Origin of the sequence: Streptomyces sp. NPDC001027 (assembly GCF_040299045.1) — a bacterium.
Lineage (GTDB): Bacteria > Actinomycetota > Actinomycetes > Streptomycetales > Streptomycetaceae > Streptomyces.
This window is the reverse complement of the sequence record NZ_JBEPBI010000034.1, coordinates 1-21232: the sequence shown is the minus strand read 5'-3', so window position 1 is coordinate 21232 and position 21232 is coordinate 1. Positions and strand designations below refer to the sequence as shown.

The 21232-nt window shown below is 72.6% G+C and carries 21 protein-coding genes; 13 read left to right on the top strand and 8 right to left on the bottom strand.

Annotated features, from left to right (window positions below; all coding sequences use genetic code 11):
• Positions 1-27: 27 nt before the first annotated feature.
• From ABT300_RS12910 to ABT300_RS12900, 3 genes are read right to left on the bottom strand one after another with little or no spacing between them, the layout of a single operon-like run.
• Complete coding sequence (locus ABT300_RS12910; RefSeq protein WP_351674462.1) at positions 28-447, bottom strand: Rieske (2Fe-2S) protein; 420 nt, start codon at positions 445-447, stop codon at positions 28-30.
• Complete coding sequence (locus ABT300_RS12905; protein WP_351674460.1) at positions 444-1028, bottom strand: DUF6529 family protein; 585 nt, start codon at positions 1026-1028, stop codon at positions 444-446. Before ABT300_RS12905 ends, ABT300_RS12910 begins: the two co-directional genes overlap by 4 nt.
• A 23-nt stretch (positions 1029-1051) precedes the next feature.
• Positions 1052-1702: a hypothetical protein gene (locus ABT300_RS12900; protein WP_351674458.1), complete on the bottom strand. Its 651-nt coding sequence runs from the start codon at positions 1700-1702 to the stop codon at positions 1052-1054.
• A 217-nt stretch (positions 1703-1919) separates the two neighbouring features.
• On the opposite strand from ABT300_RS12900, the gene aroH reads away from it, so the two are divergent.
• The 5 genes from aroH to der all read left to right on the top strand — a co-directional run bounded on the left by aroH (position 1920) and on the right by der (position 6509).
• Positions 1920-2282, top strand: a complete 363-nt coding sequence (gene aroH, locus ABT300_RS12895; protein WP_351674456.1) for a chorismate mutase — start codon at positions 1920-1922, stop codon at positions 2280-2282.
• Complete coding sequence (locus tag ABT300_RS12890) at positions 2279-3364, top strand: prephenate dehydrogenase (protein WP_351674454.1); 1086 nt, start codon at positions 2279-2281, stop codon at positions 3362-3364. The genes aroH and ABT300_RS12890 overlap by 4 nt, the downstream gene beginning before the upstream one ends.
• Positions 3365-3593: 229 nt before the next feature.
• Complete coding sequence (cmk, locus tag ABT300_RS12885) at positions 3594-4280, top strand: (d)CMP kinase (RefSeq protein ID WP_351674452.1); 687 nt, start codon at positions 3594-3596, stop codon at positions 4278-4280.
• A 62-nt stretch (positions 4281-4342) separates the two neighbouring features.
• Positions 4343-4930 (top strand): lysophospholipid acyltransferase family protein, encoded by a 588-nt coding sequence (locus ABT300_RS12880; RefSeq protein WP_452992670.1) that lies wholly within the window; start codon positions 4343-4345, stop codon positions 4928-4930.
• Between the two features lie 88 nt (positions 4931-5018).
• Positions 5019-6509, top strand: coding sequence for a ribosome biogenesis GTPase Der (gene der / locus ABT300_RS12875; protein ID WP_351674448.1), 1491 nt, complete (start codon positions 5019-5021; stop codon positions 6507-6509).
• Positions 6510-6608: 99 nt separating this feature from the next.
• Here der and ABT300_RS12870 read toward each other — a convergent pair whose 3' ends face one another.
• Complete coding sequence (locus ABT300_RS12870; RefSeq protein ID WP_351674495.1) at positions 6609-7016, bottom strand: hypothetical protein; 408 nt, start codon at positions 7014-7016, stop codon at positions 6609-6611.
• A gap of 161 nt (positions 7017-7177) precedes the next feature.
• A complete protein-coding gene (locus ABT300_RS12865) occupies positions 7178-7960 on the bottom strand; it encodes a DUF8842 C-terminal domain-containing protein (RefSeq protein ID WP_351674446.1) in 783 nt (260 codons plus the stop codon).
• Positions 7961-8495: 535 nt separating this feature from the next.
• On the opposite strand from ABT300_RS12865, the gene ABT300_RS12860 reads away from it, so the two are divergent.
• The 3 genes from ABT300_RS12860 (at position 8496) to ABT300_RS12850 (ending at position 11031) form a co-directional block, all read left to right on the top strand.
• Positions 8496-9266 (top strand): transglycosylase family protein, encoded by a 771-nt coding sequence (locus ABT300_RS12860; protein ID WP_351674445.1) that lies wholly within the window; start codon positions 8496-8498, stop codon positions 9264-9266.
• 111 nt (positions 9267-9377) lie between these two features.
• Positions 9378-10394 carry a helix-turn-helix transcriptional regulator gene (locus tag ABT300_RS12855; protein ID WP_351674443.1) on the top strand — a complete coding sequence of 339 codons (1017 nt, stop codon included), beginning with the start codon at positions 9378-9380 and terminating at the stop codon, positions 10392-10394.
• A gap of 421 nt (positions 10395-10815) precedes the next feature.
• Positions 10816-11031 (top strand): I78 family peptidase inhibitor, encoded by a 216-nt coding sequence (locus ABT300_RS12850; protein WP_351674442.1) that lies wholly within the window; start codon positions 10816-10818, stop codon positions 11029-11031.
• A gap of 153 nt (positions 11032-11184) precedes the next feature.
• On the opposite strand, the gene ABT300_RS12845 is transcribed toward ABT300_RS12850, so the two are convergent.
• Both ABT300_RS12845 and ABT300_RS12840 read right to left on the bottom strand, forming a co-directional pair.
• Positions 11185-12216, bottom strand: coding sequence for a phosphatase PAP2 family protein (locus ABT300_RS12845; RefSeq protein ID WP_351674440.1), 1032 nt, complete (start codon positions 12214-12216; stop codon positions 11185-11187).
• A gap of 207 nt (positions 12217-12423) precedes the next feature.
• Positions 12424-13698, bottom strand: coding sequence for a mannosyltransferase family protein (locus ABT300_RS12840; RefSeq protein ID WP_351674438.1), 1275 nt, complete (start codon positions 13696-13698; stop codon positions 12424-12426).
• Between the two features lie 326 nt (positions 13699-14024).
• Here ABT300_RS12840 and ABT300_RS12835 point away from each other — a divergent pair, with 326 nt between their 5' ends.
• Positions 14025-15620, top strand: a complete 1596-nt coding sequence (locus ABT300_RS12835) for an MFS transporter (protein ID WP_351674436.1) — start codon at positions 14025-14027, stop codon at positions 15618-15620.
• A gap of 124 nt (positions 15621-15744) precedes the next feature.
• A complete protein-coding gene (locus ABT300_RS12830) occupies positions 15745-16935 on the top strand; it encodes an acyl-CoA dehydrogenase family protein (protein ID WP_351674434.1) in 1191 nt (396 codons plus the stop codon).
• Positions 16936-16971: 36 nt separating this feature from the next.
• Here ABT300_RS12830 and ABT300_RS12825 read toward each other — a convergent pair whose 3' ends face one another.
• Positions 16972-17409 carry a cell division protein SepF gene (locus ABT300_RS12825; RefSeq protein WP_319279545.1) on the bottom strand — a complete coding sequence of 146 codons (438 nt, stop codon included), beginning with the start codon at positions 17407-17409 and terminating at the stop codon, positions 16972-16974.
• Between the two features lie 311 nt (positions 17410-17720).
• On the opposite strand from ABT300_RS12825, the gene ABT300_RS12820 reads away from it, so the two are divergent.
• The 3 genes from ABT300_RS12820 (at position 17721) to ABT300_RS12810 (ending at position 21229) form a co-directional block, all read left to right on the top strand.
• A complete protein-coding gene (locus tag ABT300_RS12820; RefSeq protein ID WP_351674433.1) occupies positions 17721-18935 on the top strand; it encodes a DUF5685 family protein in 1215 nt (404 codons plus the stop codon).
• A 229-nt stretch (positions 18936-19164) separates the two neighbouring features.
• Complete coding sequence (locus ABT300_RS12815) at positions 19165-19860, top strand: GTP-binding protein (RefSeq protein WP_351674432.1); 696 nt, start codon at positions 19165-19167, stop codon at positions 19858-19860.
• 457 nt (positions 19861-20317) lie between these two features.
• A complete protein-coding gene (locus ABT300_RS12810; protein WP_351674430.1) occupies positions 20318-21229 on the top strand; it encodes a S1 family peptidase in 912 nt (303 codons plus the stop codon).
• Positions 21230-21232: the final 3 nt, after the last annotated feature.

The following is a 21232-nucleotide window of genomic DNA, read 5'->3' as shown; positions in this document are numbered from 1 at the left end:
GCGGGTCCGGCGTCGGGGCGGCCGGGGTCAGGCCAGCCGGATCGCGCCGCCCACGACGGTGATCTGCTCGGCGGGCAGCGGCTTCGTCGCCGGGCCGCGGGCCACCGAGCCGTCCGCGACGCGGAACTCGCTCCCGTGGCAGGGGCACTGGATCAGACCGTCGGCGACGGTGCCGACCGTGCAGCCCTGATGGGTGCAGATCGCGGAGAACGCCTTGAAGTCGTCCTTCGTCGGCTGTGTGACGACGACCTTCTCGTCGGCGAAGATCTTGCCGCCGCCGACGGGGATGTCGCTCGTCTTGGAGAGCTCCTGGCCGGCGGACGCCTTCGGGGACTTCCCGGACGAGGAGGAGCTGTCGTCACCGTACTGGCTGCAGCCCACGGCGAGTGCCGCTGCCGCACCGCCCGTCGCCAGGAGGACCGTGCGTCGAGTCGCGGGGGAAGTCATGTCGTCACTCCGAACGTGCGGAAGAACCAGAGGGCCGAGGTCAGCCAGACGACCGTCAGCACGGCGAAGACGAGTCCGCCGACGAGCGGCAGCAGCCATCCCGGGAGTCGCTCCCAGCGGAGCAGCAGCATCTTGGCACTGAAAGCACCGAAGAAGAAGCAACCCAGGACGGAGTGCCACATCACGCGCGTTTCGTACGTCTGCCAGCCAAGCGCGTACAGGCAGTGCACCGCAACCGGGACCGCGATCAGGAAGGCCGCGCGGCCCGACCAGCGGTGCAGCGTGCCGGACCAGGCGGGGCCCGGCAGCTTCCCGTACAGCATCAGCGCCGAGACCGGCTGCACCAGCGCGAAGAGCATTGCGGCCGACGCCAGCCAGGACTTCACCGCGCCGGTGCTGCTGAAGCCGGCCAGGTTGAAGGCCGTCCCGGCCGGGTCGTGGACACGGCCGTACACGCCCAGGGCGACCGCCACCGCGGCGGCGACGAGCGCCGGGACCAGATAGCGCGCCGGCCGCGGACCGCGCGGTGCGGGCTCGGGGCCGGGGAAGCCCTGGGTGGCGGCGTTCGGGTCGACGGTCATGGTCGCTCCCTGCTCGAAGGGGGTCAGGGCGTTGCGGGGCGGGCCGTGAGCCGATGCCCGTCGACGGTCACCGCGCCGGTCCGCGGGTCGATGCGGGGAGCGGGCGAGGGTTCGCCGTCCCGGGTGACGACGCCGACCTGACTGCCGTCCTTCAGGACGATCCAGCCGCCGTCGATCTTCGCGGAGCGCACGGTGGCCGTCGCACGCCACAGCCCCGACGGCTTCTTCGCCCGGTCCGCGGTGAAGGCGTGGCGCACGCCGCTCACCTCGACCGTGCCGGCGATCTTTCTGCCGTCCTCGAGCGTGCCCTCCAGCTTCGCGCCGTGGCTGCCGGTGAGCCGCAGTGCGCCGTCGTCCGCCACGTCGCCCTTGAGCCACGACTCCTGGGTGCGGCCGTCGCAGAAGTACGCGATCGCCCGGCCGCCGCGGACCGAGACGGCGATCGCCGCCGCGTCGTCGTCCGTGCGGCCGGCGTAGTCGGCGTCGGCGGCCCGGGAGCGGGAGGGGGTCGGCGAGGGCGTGAGGGAGGCCGAGCCGCGGGCGGGGGCCGGGGTGGGCGACTGCTCCTGGTAGGAGGAGGCCGACCTCGTGCCCGTCGTCGCGTTGAGCGTCAGCAGGAACAGGGCGAGCACCAGTCCCGCGAGAAGGGTGAGCAGGGGTCCGGGACGCTTCATGTCGGGCCTTCCCCGATGCGGGTGTCCTGCCGTCAGATGCCTGCGGTCAGAGTGCCTGCCGTCAGACTGCCATGACAGCGCAGGCGGCACCCGCCGTAAAGGGCGTACGGGGGTGCGGCCGTCTCGCCACGCGGGCTGCGCGCACCGTGCCCACGCGGTCTGACTACGCTGGATGCAGCAGGAGCCGTAGTCCAGCACTTCAGCGAGGAGCAGCGCCGTGGCGGTACGAGCGGTCCGGGGAGCCGTCCAACTCGAACGGGACGACGCCGGCCACATGGACGAGCAGGTCGGCGCCCTTCTCACCGCCGTCATGGAACGCAACGCGCTCAGCGCCGACGACCTGATCAGCATCTGGTTCACGGCCACGCCCGACCTGCACAGCGACTTCCCCGCGGCTGCCGCCCGCAAGCTCGGCATCGTGGACGTGCCGCTGATCTGCGCCCAGGAGCTCGACGTCGAGGGCGCCATGCCGCGGGTGGTGCGGATACTCGCGCACATCGAGTCGGACGCCCCGCGCGCCGACATCGACCACGTCTACCTCGGCGCCGCTGCCGCCCTGCGCAAGGACATCGCCCAGTGAGGACCGCGCTCGTCATCGGAACCGGGCTGATCGGCACGTCCGCCGCCCTGGCCCTCGCCCAGCGGGGCGTCGTCGTCCACCTCGTAGACCACGACCCCGAGCAGGCCCGTACGGCGGCCGCGCTCGGCGCCGGCTCCGACGAGGAGCCGCCGGGGCCGGTCGACCTCGCGATCGTCGCCGCCCCGCCCGCCCACGTCGCCGGTGTGCTCGCCGACGCGATGCGCCGGGGGGCGGCCCGCGGCTACCTCGACGTGGCCAGCGTCAAGGGCGGCCCGCGCCGCGAGCTGCAGGCGCTCGGCCTCGACCTGTCGGCGTACATCGGCAGCCACCCCATGTCGGGCCGGGAGAAGTCCGGACCGCTCGCCGCGACCGGCGACCTCTTCGAGGGGCGCCCCTGGGTGCTGACGCCGACCCGGGACACCGACACCGAGGTGCTGAACCTCGCCCTGGAGCTGGTCTCGCACTGCAGGGCCGTCCCCGTCGTCATGGACGCGGACGCCCACGACCGCGCCGTCGCCCTCGTCTCCCACATGCCGCACCTCGTCTCCAGCATGGTCGCGGCGCGTCTGGAGAACGCCGAGGAGGCCGCCGTGCGGCTGTGCGGACAGGGCATCCGGGACGTCACCCGGATCGCCGCATCCGACCCCCGGATGTGGATCGACATCCTGTCCGCGAACCCCGGTCCTGTCGCTGACCTGCTCACCGACGTCGCCGCCGACCTGGACGAGACGGTGCAGGCGCTGCGGGCCCTGCAGTCCTCCGACGACGCCAAGCGCCGGGCGGGCGCCGACGGCGTGGAGAGCGTGCTGCGCCGCGGCAACGCGGGCCAGGTGCGGGTGCCCGGCAAGCACGGGGCCGCGCCGCGGGCCTACGAGGTCGTCGCCGTGCTGATCGACGACCAGCCGGGGCAGCTGGCCCGCATCTTCGCCGACGCCGGACAGGCGGGCGTGAACATCGAGGACGTCCGCATCGAGCACGCGACGGGGCAGCAGGCGGGTCTCGTGCAGCTGATGGTCGAGCCGAAGTCGGCGGTGCTGCTGTCGTCGGCGTTGCGGGAGAGGGGCTGGGCCATCCGCCAGTAGCCGGCGCATCGCCGGGCGGGCGGTGAGCCGGCCGGGTGACGCGGCCGCCGACGAGGAGCCCGGGCCGTGGCCGGTGGCGAGGCGGGGGAGCCGTGGCCGGTGCGTGAGGCTGCGGCGCGGGGCGGGCGCGGAAGGCGCGGCCGGACGAGTGACCTGCGGCCGGTAACCTGGTACGGGGCACAGTCGCGCCCCGCACATCCACCGCCTCGCACCAGGAAGGTGTCCCCCCGTGGAAAACGGCGCCGCCCAGCCCGTGATTGTCGCCATAGACGGCCCCTCCGGCACGGGCAAGTCGAGCACGTCCAAGGCCGTGGCCGCCCGGCTCGGGCTGAGCTACCTGGACACCGGCGCCCAGTACCGGGCGATCACGTGGTGGATGGTGACCAACGGGATCGACATCGAGGACCCCACGGCGATCGCGGCCGTCGCGGGCAAGCCCGAGATCCTCTCCGGCACCGACCCGGCCGCCCCGACCATCACGGTCGACGGCGTCGACGTCGCCGGACCGATCCGCACCCAGGAGGTCACCTCCAAGGTCAGCGCGGTGAGCGCCGTGCCGGAGGTGCGCTCCCGGATCACCGAGCTGCAGCGCTCGCTGGCGTCCTCCGCCGAGCAGGGCATCGTCGTGGAGGGGCGCGACATCGGCACCACCGTGCTCCCCGACGCCGATCTGAAGGTCTTCCTCACCGCCTCCCCGGAGGCCCGCGCGGCCCGGCGCAGCGGTGAGCTGAAGGGCGCGGACCTGCACAGCACCCGTGAGGCGCTGATCAAGCGGGACGCGGCCGACTCCTCGCGCACGACCTCCCCGCTCGCCAAGGCCGGCGACGCCGTCGAGGTGGACACCACCGAGCTCACGCTCACCCAGGTCATCGAGCACGTGGTGACCCTCGTCGAGGAGAGTCGGGCCGCGAAGTGACTCAGCCGTCCGCACCCTCCCGGAAGGGCGCCGAGGTCGGTCGGCGCATCGGCGTCGGCCTGATGTACGGGCTGTGGAAGCCGCGTGTGCTGGGCGCCTGGAAGGTGCCGGCGAGCGGCCCCCTGATCTTCGCGATCAACCACTCCCACAACATCGACGGACCGATGGTGATGGGCGTCGCCCCGCGGCCCACGCACTTCCTGATCAAGAAGGAGGCGTTCATCGGCCCGCTGGACCCTTTCCTGACCGGCATCGGCCAGCTCAAGGTCGACCGGGACACCACCGACCGCACGGCCGTCACCCGTGCGCTGGGCGTGCTCCACGACGGCGGGGTCCTCGGGATCTTCCCGGAGGGCACCCGGGGTGAGGGCGACTTCGCCGCTCTGCGCGCCGGGCTCGCCTACTTCGCGGTGCGCGGCGGGGCGCCGATCGTGCCGGTCGCCGTGCTGGGAAGCACGGAGAGCCGCGGGCGGTTGATCAAGGCGCTGCCCCCGCTGCGCTCCCGCGTCGACGTCGTCTTCGGAGACCCGTTCGACGCCGGTGACGGAAGCGGCCGCAGGACCCGCAGGGCACTGGACGAGGCGACCGAACGGATCCAGAAGCAGCTGGCCGCCCACCTGGAAAACGCCAGGCGCCTGACCGGGCGCTGAGCGACACTGAATGACCGAGTAGTGGATCAACCCGGACGAACGGGGCGCTCCACCGATCACCACGATGGAACGACGAGGTACGGACTTCATGAACGACCACAGCCAGCCCGACGGCTCGGACGCCTTCGAGCACGATCACGGGGCGCTCGGCGACGCCGAGTACGCGGAGTTCATGGAGCTCGCCGCCGTCGAGGGCTTCGACATCGAGGACGTCGAGGGGGCCATCGAGGAGGCCGGTCACGGGCCGCTGCCCGTGCTCGCCGTCGTCGGCCGCCCCAACGTCGGCAAGTCGACCCTGGTGAACCGGATCATCGGCCGTCGTGAGGCCGTCGTCGAGGACAAGCCGGGCGTCACCCGCGACCGCGTCACCTACGAGGCCGAGTGGTCGGGCCGCCGCTTCAAGCTCGTCGACACCGGCGGCTGGGAGCAGGACGTCCTCGGCATCGACGCCTCCGTCGCCGCACAGGCCGAGTACGCGATCGAGGCCGCCGACGCCGTCGTCTTCGTCGTGGACGCCAAGGTCGGCGCCACCGACACCGACGAGGCGGTCGTACGGCTGCTGCGCAAGGCGGGCAAGCCCGTCGTCCTGGCCGCCAACAAGGTCGACGGCCCGAGCGCCGAGGCCGACGCGGCCTACCTGTGGTCGCTGGGCCTCGGCGAGCCGCATCCGATCTCCGCGCTGCACGGCCGCGGCACCGGCGACATGCTCGACGCCGTCCTGGAGGTCCTGCCGGAGGCCCCGGCGCAGACCTTCGGCGCGGCGGTCGGCGGCCCCCGCCGGATCGCGCTCATCGGCCGCCCGAACGTCGGCAAGTCCTCGCTGCTGAACAAGGTGGCGAACGAGGAGCGCGTCGTCGTCAACGAGATCGCGGGCACCACCCGGGACCCGGTGGACGAGCTGATCGAACTCGGCGGCGTCACCTGGAAGTTCGTCGACACGGCCGGCATCCGCAAGCGCGTCCACCTCCAGCAGGGCGCCGACTACTACGCCTCGCTGCGCACCGCCGCCGCCGTCGAGAAGGCCGAAGTCGCGGTCATCCTCATCGACGCCTCCGAGTCGATCTCGGTCCAGGACCAGCGCATCGTCACCATGGCCGTCGACGCGGGCCGAGCGCTCGTCATCGCCTACAACAAGTGGGACACCCTCGACGAGGAGCGCCGCTACTACCTGGAGCGGGAGATCGAGACCGAGTTCGCCCAGGTGGCGTGGGCCCCCCGGGTGAACGTCTCGGCGCGCACCGGCCGCCACATGGAGAAGCTCGTCCCGGCGATCGAGACCGCGCTCGCCGGCTGGGAGACCCGCGTCCCCACGGGCCGTCTGAACGCATTCCTCGGCGAGCTGGTCGCCGCGCACCCGCACCCGGTGCGGGGCGGCAAGCAGCCGCGGATCCTCTTCGGCACCCAGGCGGGCACCAAGCCGCCGCGGTTCGTCCTCTTCGCCTCCGGCTTCATCGAGGCGGGCTACCGGCGCTTCATCGAGCGCCGGCTGCGCGAGGAGTTCGGCTTCGAGGGCACCCCGATCCACATCTCGGTGCGGGTGCGCGAGAAGCGCGGCACGAAGAAGGCCGCCAAGAAGTAGCTCGGCGAGAGCAGCTCGGCGAAAGCAGCTCGACCGGGGGAGCTGAGCGGAGGGCGGGGCCTGTCACAGGCGCCGCCCTCCGGCCGTGTCCGGACCCGGTCAGAAGGTCCTGCGGGGGGCCGGTGGCAGCGCCGCCGGGATGTGGTGCGTCGCGGTGGGCTGCTGCTGGCCGCCGATCTGCCCGACCCGCTGCCACTGCGACTGCTGCCCGTTCCCGTGCCGCGCGCTCTGCGCACCGGCGCTGTAGGCGCTGTACGAGCTGCTGAACGTACCCGGGCGGGGCGCCGGGTACGAGCTGGTGTGGTGCGGGATGTTCCCGAACGCGGTGAACCCCAGGTCGTCCTCGCCGCTGCGGTCGCCCGGCAGCGAGCGGAACGTCTTGACGTACTCGGCGTAGAGCGCGTCGTAGATCGGCGTGGCCGATGGGCCGCCCTGCGCGTCCTGGGCCGGTCGCGCGGAGGGGATCGACGGGAAGGACGGGCGGCGGGGAACGTCGTAGGTGTGCACGTATGTCCAAACGAGGTCGGACATCAGGGGATGCGGCCGGACGGCGTGCCGTCGGGCGCGCGTGCCCGCACGGCGGCACGGCCGTACCCCCCGCCGCACGTCCGCACGCCCGTCGTGCGGGGCGGTGCGGGGCCGCGGGCGGGCCCCGCACCCCGGAGGCCTCAGGTCCCGGCGAGCGGCAGGGCCGCCCCGACCAGCTGACCGCCCGCGGCGGCCTTGTCGAGCGCGTCCCGCAGCAGGTCCTCGCGGGGCTGACGGCCGATCGACCCGACCGGGGCCGCGAACATCAGCACCTGCTGGTGCTTGTTGGCGGCGGCACGCCATCCCTCCGTCACCTGCAGCGGCTGGTGCGCCTGCCACCAGGCGACCGGCTGCCCGCCGTTCGCCGAGGGCTGCAGCACCGCGTGCAGCTGGCCCATGGCCAGCAGCACGGACCAGCCGTGCTGCACCGGCGGCACCTCGGACAGCTGGGAGAGCGGCATGAAGCCCTGCTCGATGAGCAGCGGCAGGAAGTCGTCGCCGGCGCCGGTGGTGCCGGGCCGCACGATCGGCGCGGTCGGCTCGACGACGAGCGCCGGGTGCAACTCCCCGGCGATCAAGACGAGTCCGCTGGTCACGCCGAGCACTGCCTGCTCGGGGACGACCTTGCCGGAGTCCAGGTCGGCCGAGTCGCCGTTGATGGAGCGGACCGCGCCCTGCAGCTGCTCCTCGGTGACCTGGACGACCTGCGAGGGCAGGCAGGTGGAGTGGGCGAAGGCGAGGACTGCGGTCTCGTCCCCGATGAACAGGACGGTGCTGGTGCGCTCGTTGTCGGAGTCGCCCGGGGTGCGGCAGGACGTGCAGTCGTAACTGCCCGGGGCGTTGTCTCCGGCGAGCAGCCGGTCGGCTTCTTCGTCGCCGATCTCGGCGCGAACCTCGTCGCTGACGTCGAGCATGCGCGGCACGGGGTGCTCCCTCGGATGCGGTGCTGAGGCGAGTCCGGGTGGCCCCGGCTCGTGGTCCGGGCGGTCCCCGGCTCATGAAGAAGACAACGGGCGATCTGTGGCGGGAGTCACGCTGCAGAGCGAACGGAATCGAACCGTCCTGCGCGCACGGTCACACTGGGTGCGGAATCAGCCACTCCTTGTCAAGTAACGGGAAGGTCACGGAAGTTGATCCGGTGAGCTGGCTCACAGCGGACGAGGGTCTCTGGACGACAAAGCGGGAAATGAGCGGATGAAACAGGTGGCCGAAAGTAGCCGCTACCTACGGTAACCGGCAAGTGGCCTGGGGCGGAGGGGAGTTGGTTGATAACGACTCGTCAGCATCCCTAGATTGCTCCGCCGTGTGCAACGAGCACCGCTCGGGAACGTCCGCCGGCCGCGCGGCCAGACATCGCGCAGCACCACCGCCGGCGGACGGGACGGAGCACGACGACCGCGCCCCTGTGCGGCACGTGCCCCGTCCTGGGGGAGCCCGGGTTCGTAGAGAGGGATCTACATGTCCGAATGTGCCGATATCCGCACCCGCAAGTCGTCGCGCAAGACGGCGGTCCTCGCCGGGGCGGTGCTTCTCGCCCCTCTCGGGCTGCTGTCCGCGACCGGCGAGGCCACGGCGGCCGACAGCGGGGTGTGGGACCGCATCGCCCAGTGCGAGAGCGGCGGCGACTGGCACATCAACACCGGCAACGGGTACTACGGCGGGCTGCAGTTCTCCGCCGGGACCTGGCGCGCGTTCGGCGGCGGCGCCTACGCGTCCACCGCCGACAAGGCCAGTAAGGCACAGCAGATCTCCATCGCGGCGAAGGTGCAGAACGCCCAGGGGTGGGGCGCGTGGCCGACCTGCTCGGCGCGCGCGGGAGCCTCCGGCAGCGCACCCGGCGCGGGTTCGTCCACGCACGGTTCGGGCTCCTCGGGTTCCTCCAAGTCGTCCAAGTCGTCGAAGTCGACGAACTCGCCCAAGTCGTCGAACTCGTCGAAGCATGCGAAGTCCTCGGCGGCGTCCGGATCGTCGAAGTCCGCGGGGACGTCGGGCTCCTCGAAGGAGGCGAGCTCCTGGAAGTCCGGTTCGGGCTCGGCCGGCGCGGACCGTGCGGGGGAGCAGACCTCCCGCGGCTCGTCCCACGGCGACTACACGGTCCGCGCGGGCGACACCCTCAGCGGCATCGGGGCCCGGCACGGCATGACCTGGCAGCGCGTCTACGCCGCCAACAGGACCGTCGTGGGCGGCGACCCCGACCTGATCGTGCCCGGACAGCGCCTCGTGCTCTGAGCCGCTCCCCCTCCGGGACACGGCGACCCCGTCCCGTCCGACGACGGGACGGGGCCCTTCCACAGGATCCCGGCGGCGTCCGGCGCGTCCGCCGTGAGCCACACTGGGCGCATGCTGGAGACCTCCGCCCGACTGCTGCGTCTGCTCTCCCTGCTCCAGGCCCACCGCGAATGGTCCGGCACGCAGCTCGCCGACCGGCTCGGCGTCACGGCGCGCACGGTGCGCCGTGACGTGGAGAGGCTGCGCGAGCTGGGTTACCCGGTCAACGCGACCCCCGGCACGGGCGGCGGCTACCAGCTGGGCGCCGGGGCCGAGCTGCCGCCGCTGCTGCTGGACGACGACGAGGCCGTCGCCGTCGCCGTGGGGCTGCGGACGGCGGCCGGGCAGGGCATCGAGGGCATCGGCGAGACCTCGGTACGGGCGCTGGCCAAGCTGGAGCAGGTGCTGCCGCACCGGCTGCGGCGGCGGGTGGGCGCCCTGAACGCCTTCACCGTGCCGATGCTGCGCGGCGGCCCGCGGTCCTCCGCCGTGGACCCGGGCCTGCTCACCGAGCTCGCCCATCTCTGCCGGGACGCGGAGCGGCTGCGCTTCGACTACCGCGGACACGACGGCGGCGAGACCCGCCGCACGGTCGAACCCCACCGCCTGGTGTGCACCGAGCGTCGCTGGTACCTGGTCGCCTGGGATCTCGACCGGGCCGACTGGCGCACGTTCCGGGTGGACCGGATGACCCCGAGGCCGCCGCACGGCCCGCGCTTCGAGCCGCGTGAGCCGCCCGCCCAGGACCTCGCCGGGTACGTCTCCGAGGGCGTCTCGACACACGCGTACGCCGTGCGGGCCGTCGTCCGGCTGCTGGCGCCGCTGGCCGAGGCCGCCGAACGCGTCTCGCCCTCGGCGGGCACCCTGGAGCCCGACGGGGACGAGGCCTGCGTGCTGCGCACGGGAGCGGCGAGCCTCGACGTGATGGTGATCCACGTGATGATGGCGGGCCTCGAGTTCGAGGTGCTGGAACCCGTGGAGCTGATCGACGCGATCAGGACCGCGCGCGACCGGCTCGACGGTGCTCTGGCCCGGTCCGCAGCGCCCCGCACGCCCGCCGGCGACCCGGCGCGCACGCCTGGCCGGTGACCGGTCGCCCCGACCCGCCGAGGCCGCCCTCGGAGACCCTTCCTGCCCTTCCCGACTCCCTCGACGGGCGCCGCCGCACCGGCCGAGGGCAGGCCGTCAGCGTCGGGAGGACGTGTGGAGGACCCGTGTATTTCCTACGGGCAGTCAGCTCGGGAGTGCGCGCAGGCAATCGGCACGGAACGGTTTTCGACGGTTTTCGGATACGGCGTTGTGGACGCTTTTCGCAGGGTTTTTCGAAGGGCTCGGACGCTGTGCGAAAATCACTTTCGAATGCCTGAACAAGTTGTGCGAAATCGCTCGTACGTGTGACGGGGTTAGGCCGAAACGCGTGTCGTGATCCTGTGACAGAAGCGTGACCGCGGTGATCCACACGTCCCGTACGGGGTTCCCGGGGGCCCGGCGGGCGGCCTAGCGTGGCGGCATGGCACCGAATCCCGCTCCGCCAGCGGAGCCGCAGGACAGCCCGGACGGGTACGTAGGCCTCGAGGCCGTGCAGGCCGAGCGGCTCGCGCGTGAACGGGGGTGGTCGACGGTGCGCTCGCTGGCACCGGGGACGATCATCACCATGGAGTACCGCTTCGGCCGGTTGAACTTCGAGGTGCGGGAGGGGCGGGTGGCCCGCGCCTGGAAGGGCTGAGCCTCCCCGGCGCCCCCGGGGCGGCGCTCGGCGCGCGCATGAGTCCCGCAGGGACGGCACAGGCCCCGCTTCCCGGCGTCGGGAGGCGGGGCCTGTGCGCGCGGGGCCGGGGGTGCGTACCGGGCCCCGCCGCCGCGGGCGGCTCCGTGCAGGTCAACCCCCGGTGAGGGGGCGGGCCGTCGAGGTCGTGGCGCCTCGGGGGAGGCGGTCGGAGTGCGGTGGCCGACGGCTGCCGACCGGGGTGACCGGCGTGCGTTCCGAGCGGGTGGTGTGCGGGCCGGGGGCCAGATAGACCGGGGCGCGCGGCGGACGGGCCGAAGCGGCCGTCTCGCGGGGGGCCGCCGCCTCGTCCCGGGTGGCCGCAGCGCCCGCCGTGACCGGCACCGCGACGGCCACCGGGGCGGCCGGAACCGGGAACGTGCCGCTGCGGCGCTCGCGCAGACGGTCGCGCAGGGCGAAGATCGCGACCTCGGCGCGGGCGATCAGGGGCTCGCACCAGGGCAGCGCCAGCAGGACGAGCAGGCCCGCGGCCCAGCCCAGCACCACGTCGCTCAGCCAGTGCGTACCGAGGTAGACGGTGGTGAGGCCGACGCCGAGCGAGACCACCGCGGAGACGGCGGACAGCCAGCGGCGGGCCCGCGGGGTGGAGGCCAGATACGCCAGGATTCCCCAGGTCACGACGGCGTTGGCGGTGTGGCCGCTGGGAAATATATCGCCGCCCAGACCCATCTCGTTCGAGCCGATGGTGGTCGCGTAGTGCGGTCCGAGCCGGCCCATGCCGAGCTTGGCCGCCCCGACGGTGATGTTCAGCAGCAGCAGTGAGGCGCCCAGGGTGAGCAGCGGGCGCAGGGTGTGCTGCCGCCAGGATCTCCAGCCGAGCCACGCGGCGACCATCACGGCGGTCGGGCCGCGCTGGCCGAGGACCACGTAGTAGTCGAGGAAGGCGTGGATCTCCGGCCACTGCTGGTACGGCCGGAAGAACATGACCTGCCAGTCGAAACGGACCAGCCACGACGTGACCACCACGAGCCACACGATCGCCAGATAGAAGGCCAGGGTCGCGACCAGCAGCGCGACCCTGTGCCTGCTCATCTTCGGCACATCGATGTGGGCCGGTCGTTCCGGCTCACGGTCGAGCCTGGCGAACACCCGGTCCAGACGGGTGAGGTTTTGTTCGGTACGCACCTAAACGACGTTACAGCGAGTGAGCTCGCGACCCGGCCGATTCCGCTGGTTTGTGATGACGATGTGATGTGGGATTGCTCTCAGAACGGTGACAATTCCCGAGGAATCCACAATCCTCGAACGCTCCTTCCCGCAATTCCTTTGATCATTCCAGGGGATAGCTTTAGGGAAGTTATGAAAGGCTGCACGGAAAAGACCGGTCCGCGATCACGGGGGACCCGAGCCGTTCAGCCACCATGCTCCGTAGACGGCGGACGCGACCGCGAGGCACCCCGTCACCAGCGCCGAGCGGGGGGTCCGCAGCCGGGCCAGGGCCAGCGCGAGCGGCAGCAGCAGCGGGAACGCGGGCAGCAGCAGCCGCGGCTTCGAGCCGAAGTAGCTCGACGCGCACAGGGCGAGGGCGAGCACCGCGCCCCCGTACACCAGCAGCGGCAGCGGCTGACGCTGCCGCACGCAGACGACGTACAGCCACAGCAGCAGGGCGACGCCGACGATCAGCCCGACGCCGGCCAGGGCCGCCGGGAACGCCGTGAACTTGTCGGCGACGAAGCGGGCGAAGGCGTACCCGCCGTCGAAGCCGTTGCGCCAGCCCGCCTGGACGTCGAGGTACCCGAGGGGCCCCCGGCCGGTGCGGTCGCCCACCCACAGGACATAGCCCGCGGCGCCGAGGGGCGCGATCAGCATGCCGAGGGCGCGCGGCGCGACACGGGGCCCGCGGGCGGCGGCCCCGCGCCCCTCGGCGGCCTCGTCGGACGGCTGAGGGGCGCGCCCGGGGCCGTGCGCGCCGGGCGCGAGCGCCGTGCCGCGGGTTCGCACGAACGGGTCCGTCCCCGGGGCCCGCCGGTCACGGATGAGGGACGCCGTTCCCGCCGCCCAGACCGCCGCGACGACCGCGATGCCCACCGGACGGGTCAGCCCGGACAACGACGCCAGCACCCCCGCGGTCACCCACCGGCCGGTGAGCACCGCGTACAGCGACCAGGCGGCCAGCGCGGTGAAGAGCGACTCGCTGTACGCCATCGACTGCACGATCCCGACCGGAAGCACGGCCCACACCAGCACCGCGCAGATCCCGGCCCGCCGCCCGTATACGTGGTCCGCGACCGCGAAGATCCCCCAGGCCGCCGCGAGCGAGGCGACCACGGAGACCGCGAAGCCGGCGCCGGCGTACGACGACGGGGTCGTCGCGTGCAGCAGTCTCTCCAGCCACGGCAGCAGCGGGAAGAAGGCGAGGTTGGAGTGGACGTCGCCGTTCGGCAGGCGCACCTCGTAGCCGTATCCGAGCTCGGCGACCCTCGTGTACCACAAGGCGTCCCAGCGGGCGGTGAGCAGGGTGAACGCGCTCTTGTCGCGGGCCGCGCTCCACACGGCGAGGACGAGCAGGCCCAGGGCGCGCACGGCCGCGTACCCGAGGAGGGCGGGAGCCGCCCGGCGCAGGGCGGCGGAGCCGGGGAGCGTCGCGCGCACGTCAAGGTCGGTCACGGGCCCGATTATCGACGGCGTGCCCGGCCGCCGGGACCGCCGGGGCGCGCGGACCGGCGCAGGGCCCCTGCCGGAGCGGGCCGCGGCCGGGTCGATCGCCCCCCGCGAGCCGTGCGACGAAACCCGCAGCCAGTGGCGTACGCCACACGGGTTGGCCCCGAACGGTGAGAGGTCCGCCACGCGGCCCGGGCGCGAACTCGCGTACGCTGCGTGTCACTCGTGTTCGTCTGCGCGGGCCGGAGACCACCGCTCCTCTCCGGCCGAGCCGCGGGGAGTCCCCACCTCGTGAGCCCGCCGAATCGAGGGATCACCTGGGAGGTACGTACATGTCCGGGACGACCGCGGCCGCCGCTGGGCTGCGCCGTCGGGCGGCCGGGGCCGGTGCCAACCGCTGGGTCGTCCTGGTGGTGCTGTGCGTCAGCCTGCTCCTGGTCGCCGTCGACGCGACGGTGCTGCACGTGGCGGTGCCCGCCGTCACCGAGGACCTGCGCCCCGGCGCCATCGAGCTGCTCTGGGTCGTCGACACGTATCCGCTGGTCTGCGCTTCGCTGCTGATCCTGTTCGGCACGCTCGGCGACAAGGTGGGCCGACGGCGCATCCTGCTGCTCGGGTACGCCCTGTTCGGCGTGGCCTCGGCGCTCGCCGCGTTCGCGGGCAGCGCCGAGGTGCTGATCGTGGCCCGGGCGCTGCTCGGCGTCGGCGGTGCGATGATCATGCCGGCGACGCTGTCGATCCTGCGGCAGGTGTTCCCCGACCGCCGTGAGCGGGCGCTGGCGATAGGCGTCTGGAGCGCGGTGGCCGCGGTGGGCGCGGCCGTCGGCCCGCTGCTCGGCGGCTTTCTGCTGGAGCACTTCTGGTGGGGTTCGGTCTTCCTGGTCAACATCCCGCTGATGCTGGTCAGCCTGCCGGTGGGGCGTCTGCTCCTGCCGGAGTCGAAGGGCACGGGGGACGGCCCCTGGGACGTGGTCGGCGCGCTGATGGCGGCGGCGGGGCTGTTCGGCGCCGTGTTCGGCGTGAAGCGGCTGGGCGGCGCGGAGACCGGTCCGCTCACCGTGCTCCCGCTGGCGGCCGGCGCCGTGCTGCTCGTGACGTTCGTCCGCCGTCAGCGGCGGCGTGCCCATCCGCTGGTGGATCTGCGGATGTTCGGGCGGCCGGCGTTCAGCACGTCGGTGGGGTGCATCGTGCTGGCGATGCTGGCGCTGGTCGGCCTCGAGCTGATCGCGGCGCAGTATCTGCAGCTGGTGCTGGGACTGTCCCCGCTGGAGACGGGCCTGCGCCTGCTGCCCCTGACCTTCGCCGCGATGGCGGCGGGACTGGCGGGGGCGCGGCTGCTGCGGCGGTTCGGGCCCCGCCGGATGGTGTGCGGGGGGTTCGTCCTGACGGCCGTGGCCGTGCTGACGCTGACCGCGATGGGCCAGGCGGACAACACGGGATTGCTGCTGTGCGGCTTCCTGCTGCTGGGCTTCGGTCTGGAGACGACCCTCTTCGCGGCGTACGAGTCGATGCTGAGCGAGGCTCCGCCGGAGCAGGCGGGCGGGGCGGCGGCCATCGGGGAGACCTCGTACCAGCTGGGCGCGGGCATCGGCATAGCACTGCTCGGCAGTGTGATGAACGCGGCGTACGCGCCCGGGCTGAGCTCCGTCGCCGGCGTTCCCGCGTCGGCGTCGGCCGCGGCGGGGCATTCGCTGGGCGAGGCCTACGAGGTGGCCGGGCGGCTCGGCGGACCGGCCGGAGCGGCCCTGCGGGCCACGGCCCGGGACTGCTTCGTCCATGGACTGCATGTGACGTTGCTGGTCAGCGCCGGTTTGCTGCTGCTCGGGGCGGTGATGGCGCTGCGGCTGCCGCGGACCATGAGTTGCGAGACGCCGCCCGTGGAGCTGCCCGCTCCCAGGGAGGTCGCCGCGTCCCGCGTCTCCGTGTGACGGGCTCGCCGGGTGGACGTGCGGGGCGTCGCGTCGTAACGTCACCCGGGACATCGTGACTAGCGGTGCTAGTTTTCCATGGCTGGCGGTGCTGGTCTTCTTGGTTCCTGCCGGAGGCTTCCGTATGTCCGCGTCCTCGAAGTTGCCGCCCTTCGACCCCGCCGACCCGCTCGGGCTCGACGACCTGCTGGAGCCGGAGGACCTCGCGGTCCGCGACACCGTGCGCGGCTGGGCGGCGGACCGGGTGCTGCCGAACGTCGCCGAATGGTACGAGCACGGGGAGCTGCCCGTGATCCGGGAGCTCGCGCGGGAGCTCGGCGGGATCGGCGCCCTCGGCATGTCGCTCGACGGCTACGGCTGTGCGGGGGCGAGCGCCGTGCAGTACGGGCTCGCCTGTCTGGAGCTGGAGGCCGCCGACTCCGGGATCCGCTCCCTCGTCTCCGTGCAGGGCTCGCTCGCCATGTATGCGATCCACCGCTTCGGGAGCGAGGAGCAGAAGCAGACGTGGCTGCCCCGGATGGCGGCCGGCGAGGTCATCGGCTGTTTCGGGCTCACCGAGCCGGATCACGGCTCCGACCCCGCCGGCATGCGGACGCACGCCAAGCGCGACGGCGCCGACTGGGTGCTCAACGGGCGCAAGATGTGGATCACCAACGGCTCCGTCGCCGGCGTCGCCGTGGTGTGGGCGCAGAGCGACGACGGGATCCGGGGGTTCGTGGTGCCGACCGACAGTCCGGGCTTCTCCGCCCCGGAGATCAAGCACAAGTGGTCCCTGCGGGCCAGCGTGACCAGCGAGCTGGTCCTCGACGACGTGCGGCTGCCCGCAGACGCCGTGCTCCCGGAGGTCACCGGTCTGAAGGGACCGCTCAGCTGTCTGAACCACGCGCGTTACGGCATCGTGTGGGGCGCGATGGGGGCGGCCCGCTCCTGTTTCGAGGCCGCCGTCGGATACGCGAAGACCCGGGAGCAGTTCGGGCGGCCCATCGGGGGCTTCCAGCTCACCCAGGCCAAGCTCGCCGACATGGCGGTCGAGCTGCACAAGGGGATCCTGCTCGCCCACCATCTGGGGCGGCGCATGGACGCCGGCCGCCTGCGTCCCGAGCAGGTCAGCTTCGGCAAGCTCAACAACGTGCGGGAGGCGATCGAGATCTGCCGGACCGCCCGCACCGTCCTCGGGGCCAACGGGATCTCGCTCGAGTACCCGGTCATGCGGCACGCGACCAACCTCGAGTCGGTGCTCACCTACGAGGGAACCGTCGAGATGCACCAGCTCGTGCTGGGCAAGGCGCTCACCGGACTCGACGCCTTCCGCTGACCCCCGAAGGGGGCAGGGCCGGTGAGCGGCCCTGCCTCAGCTCTGGTTGAAGAAACCGTCCGTCCGGCGCGCGGACGGGTCCCCGTTCACGATCTCCGTGTTGGCGGGGGTCAGCAGGAACACCCGGGTGGACACCCGCTCGATCGAACCCCGCAGACCGAAGATCAGCCCGGCCGCGAAGTCGACGACGCGCTTGGCGTCGGCGGCCTCCATGGCGGTGAGGTTCATGATGACCGGCACGCCCTCGCGGAACAGCTCACCGATCGCCCGCGCGTCCCGGAAGCTGTCCGGGGTGACGGTGCCGATCCGGCGGCCCTTCTCCTCGGCCGTGTCCGCGGCCACCTTCACTCGGGGGTCGGTGACCCAGGCGTCGCCGGAGTCGGTCCCCTCGGAATAGTCGTCGTCGTAGTAACGCTCGTCATCGTTGTCGTCGACGAGGCCAAGCCAGGCACTCGCCTTGCGCACCGATCCCATGGACGCCTCCTCTCACAGCGGTCATTCTGCTTTCCGCATTCCCCATGGTCGTCCATGATGCGGATGTCGCGCCAAGTGGATAGACGCCGCGCGGGGGGTTTGTGACGGTACTGGTGCACAGGGAATCCGTCGAGAGCCCGCGTCTCCCAAGGGTCCTACCGGATACGGCTGCTGACTGTGAGTGAAATATGATTCTTCGTGGCGGATGGGTGACGCTCGGTGCGTCCGGGTGAACGAGTGCCCCGGATCCGGCATGACAATCAGTCGATAGCATGCGGCAGCTCAATGTCCCAAGGACGACGGGGGTTGTCGTGTTCGGAATCGTCAGACCGTGCTCTCACCGGCTCGGCGAGAGCCTCAAGACCCAGTGGATGGCGCACCTGTGCGGGCTCTGTCTCGCGCTGCGCGGCGACCACGGGCAGTTCGCCCGGGTCGTCACCAACTACGACGGCCTGCTCATATCGGTTCTGACGGAGGCTCAGGCCGAGCGCGCCACGGCCGGCGGATGGCGGCGCACGGCGGGACCGTGCCCGCTGCGCGGCATGCGCACCGCGTCCGTCGCCCGCGGCGAGGGCGCCCGGCTCGCGGCCGCCGTCTCGCTGGTGCTCGCCTCCGCCAAGGTGCGCGACCACGTCGCCGACGGGGACGGCCTGCTCGCGCGACGGCCCGTCGCCGTCGCCGCGCGCCGCGTCGCCGCCGGCTGGGGACGGGCCGGCGAACGGAGCGGGGCCGCCGTCGGGTTCGACACCGCCGTCCTGGTCGACGCGGTCGACCGGCAGATCGGCATCGAGGCGCTCGCCGGACCGGGCACCCCGCTGCTGAGCGTCACCGAGCCGACCGAGACCGCCACCGCCGCCGCCTTCGCGCACACCGCGATCCTGGCGGGCAGGCCGGGCAACACCGCGCCGCTCGCCGAGGCCGGCCGTCTCTTCGGACGTCTCGCGCATCTGCTGGACGCGGTCGAGGACCGGGAGGCGGACGCCGCGGCCGGCGCCTGGAACCCGCTCACGGCCACCGGGACCCCGCTCACCGAGGCCCGCCGGCTCGCCGACGACGCCCTGCACGGCATCCGGCTCGCCCTGAAGGACGTGGAGTTCGTGGAGGGCAGGCTGGCGCACCTGCTGCTCGCCCACGAGCTGGAACGGTCCGTCGAGCGCGCCTTCGGCACCCGGTCGTGCGGCCATGCGCACGGCCCTGAGGGCGCGTTCGGTCCGCCCACCGGCCCGTACGCCCCGCAGAACCCGGCGGATCCGCACGCGCCCGGCAACCCGTACGGAAACCCCTACGGCGGTGAGCCGCCCCGGCCCGGCAAGCGGGGCCTGCTGGCCGGCTGCGCCGTCGCGCTCGGGCTGTGCTGCACCTGCAAGGTGTGCTGCGCCGACGAGTTCGAGGGCCCCTGGTCGCGGAAGAAGCGCGAGGGCCTGTGCAACGACTGCGGGGACTGCTGTGACTGCAGCGGATGCGACTGCGGTTGCTGCGACTGTTGTGACGGGTGCGACTGCTGCTCCTGCGACTGCTCCTGCTGACACGGCCGGCGTTTCGACCGGTGCGGAGGGCGCGTCCCGCCCGTTGCGGCGGCGTCGCCCGTCAACGGTGGGGCGGGAGGGCCGCTGAGCGGCTCGCCGCCCGCACACGTATCCCTGGGCGAGGACGCGGATCTCGTACGACCGGTGTGCCGTCGCGGCGGGCCGGCCGAGCCGCTCCGGGCGGACCCGCGCCGGGGCGCCGCGTCGCCGCGCGAAAGGATCAGGGACCATGCCCGGGCGCTCCCGCTCCGACAAGACCGTGCCGCTCGCAGTGAAGATCGTGGTGAGCGGGGGGCTCGGGGTCGGCAAGACCACCTTCATCGGAGCCGTCTCCGAGATCGAGCCGCTCGACACGGAGGCGGCGATCACCCAGGTGTCGGTCGGGATCGACTCGCTCGAGGGCGTGGAGTCCAAGACGTCGACCACGGTCGCGCTCGACTTCGGGCGGATCACCCTCGACACGGCCATCGCGCTGTACCTCTTCGGCACGCCCGGGCAGAACCGCTTCGCGTTCCTGTGGGACGACCTGGCGGAGGGCGCGCTCGGGACGGTGATCCTCGCGGACACCCGGCGGATCGAGGACTGCTTCCCGGCCGTCGACTACTTCGAGGCCAGGGGAGCGCCGTTCGTGCTCGCCGTGAACCGGTTCGAGGGCACGGTGCGCATCCATCCGGAGGAGGTCCGGGACGCCTTGGGGCTGGGCGCCGACGTGCCGGTGCTCGAGTGCGACGCCCGGGAACGGGGCTCCGTGCGGGACGTGCTGGAGGCGCTGATGGACCGGGTGATCGGCTTCCGGGCCGGCCCGAGGACGCGGAACGGGAAGACGCCGGCCCCGGCCCCGGGCCCCACCGCCGGCCCCGCCCACAGCCGCGAACGCGGCCCCCGCCCCGGCCGCGGCGGAGAAGGCGCGCGTGTGACGGTGTGACGGTGTGTGGGTGTGACGGGGAGTCAGCCGGGCGAGGGGCGTGAAGCCGGCCGGGTGGGCTGAGGCGGATCGGACACGGCGCGTACGGCGCGGGCCCGGGGCGTGACAGCGGACAGAGTCGGGCTGTACTGCCTCCGTGCACCTTGTCGGTCGTTTTCTCCGCACAGCCCCTTCGACGGGGAACACATGGGGCGTGGAAGTCGAGGCAAAACATCACAACCTGGTCTGAGCTGGGGCAAGAGTGCTGCAAGAGGGCTCAACTCGCGCAGTTCGTTCACCGTCTGACGGCCGAAAGGCGCCCTTGCGCCTACCGGCCGTTCGGCCGAATACTCCCCCACAGCGCTTGTCAGGGTCGCGGCGCGTCCGGAATGCGGACGAATGTCGATCCTGGCTGCGCCTCACCTGGGCCTCGACCCCACACGACGGGCCCCCGACTTCCCCTGGGAGGGAACGAAACGTGAGGATCAAGCGCACCACCCCCACCATCCCCACGCACGGCATCTCGAGACGGGCCCGGCTGACCGCCGTCGCCACCGGACTCGTGGCCGCGGCCGCCATCGCGATCCCCCATGCGAACGCGGCCGACGACGCCGTCTACAGCAGGGCCGAACTCGAGAGCGCCGGCGACTCGGTGCTCCATGCGGACGTCCCGGGCACCGCCTGGGCCGTCGACGGCAAGACCAACCGGCTGGTGGTCACCGTCGACAGCACGGTGTCGGACGCCGAGATCGCGAAGATCAAGAGGCAGGCGGGCGACAACGCCGGCGCGCTCACGATCAAGCACACCCCGGGCAGGTTCACCAAGCTCATCGCAGGCGGCGACGCCATCTACGGCGGCGGCTACCGCTGCTCGCTCGGCTTCAACGTGCGCAGCGGCAGCACCTACTACTTCCTGACCGCCGGGCACTGCGGCGAGGTCGCCTCGACCTGGTACGCGAACTCGGGCCAGACCACCGTGCTGGGCACGAACAGCGGCTACAGCTTCCCGACCAACGACTACGCGCTGGTCCGGTACACCAACACCTCGGTCGCCAAGGCCGGCACCGCGGGCAACACCGACATCACCAGCGCCGGCAACGCCGCCGTGGGCCAGTCGGTGATCCGGGACGGCTCCACGACCGGCATCCACACCGGCCGGGTGACCGCCCTCAACGCCACGGTGAACTACGGCGGCGGCGACGTGGTCTACCAGATGATCCAGACCAACGTGTGCGCCGAGGGCGGCGACTCCGGCGGCCCGCTCTACACCTCCGGCGGCGTGGCGCTCGGCCTGACCTCCGGCGGCAGCGGCAACTGCTCGTCCGGCGGCACGACCTTCTTCCAGCCCGTGACCGAGGCCCTGAGCCGCTACGGCGTCAGCGTCTTCTAGGCC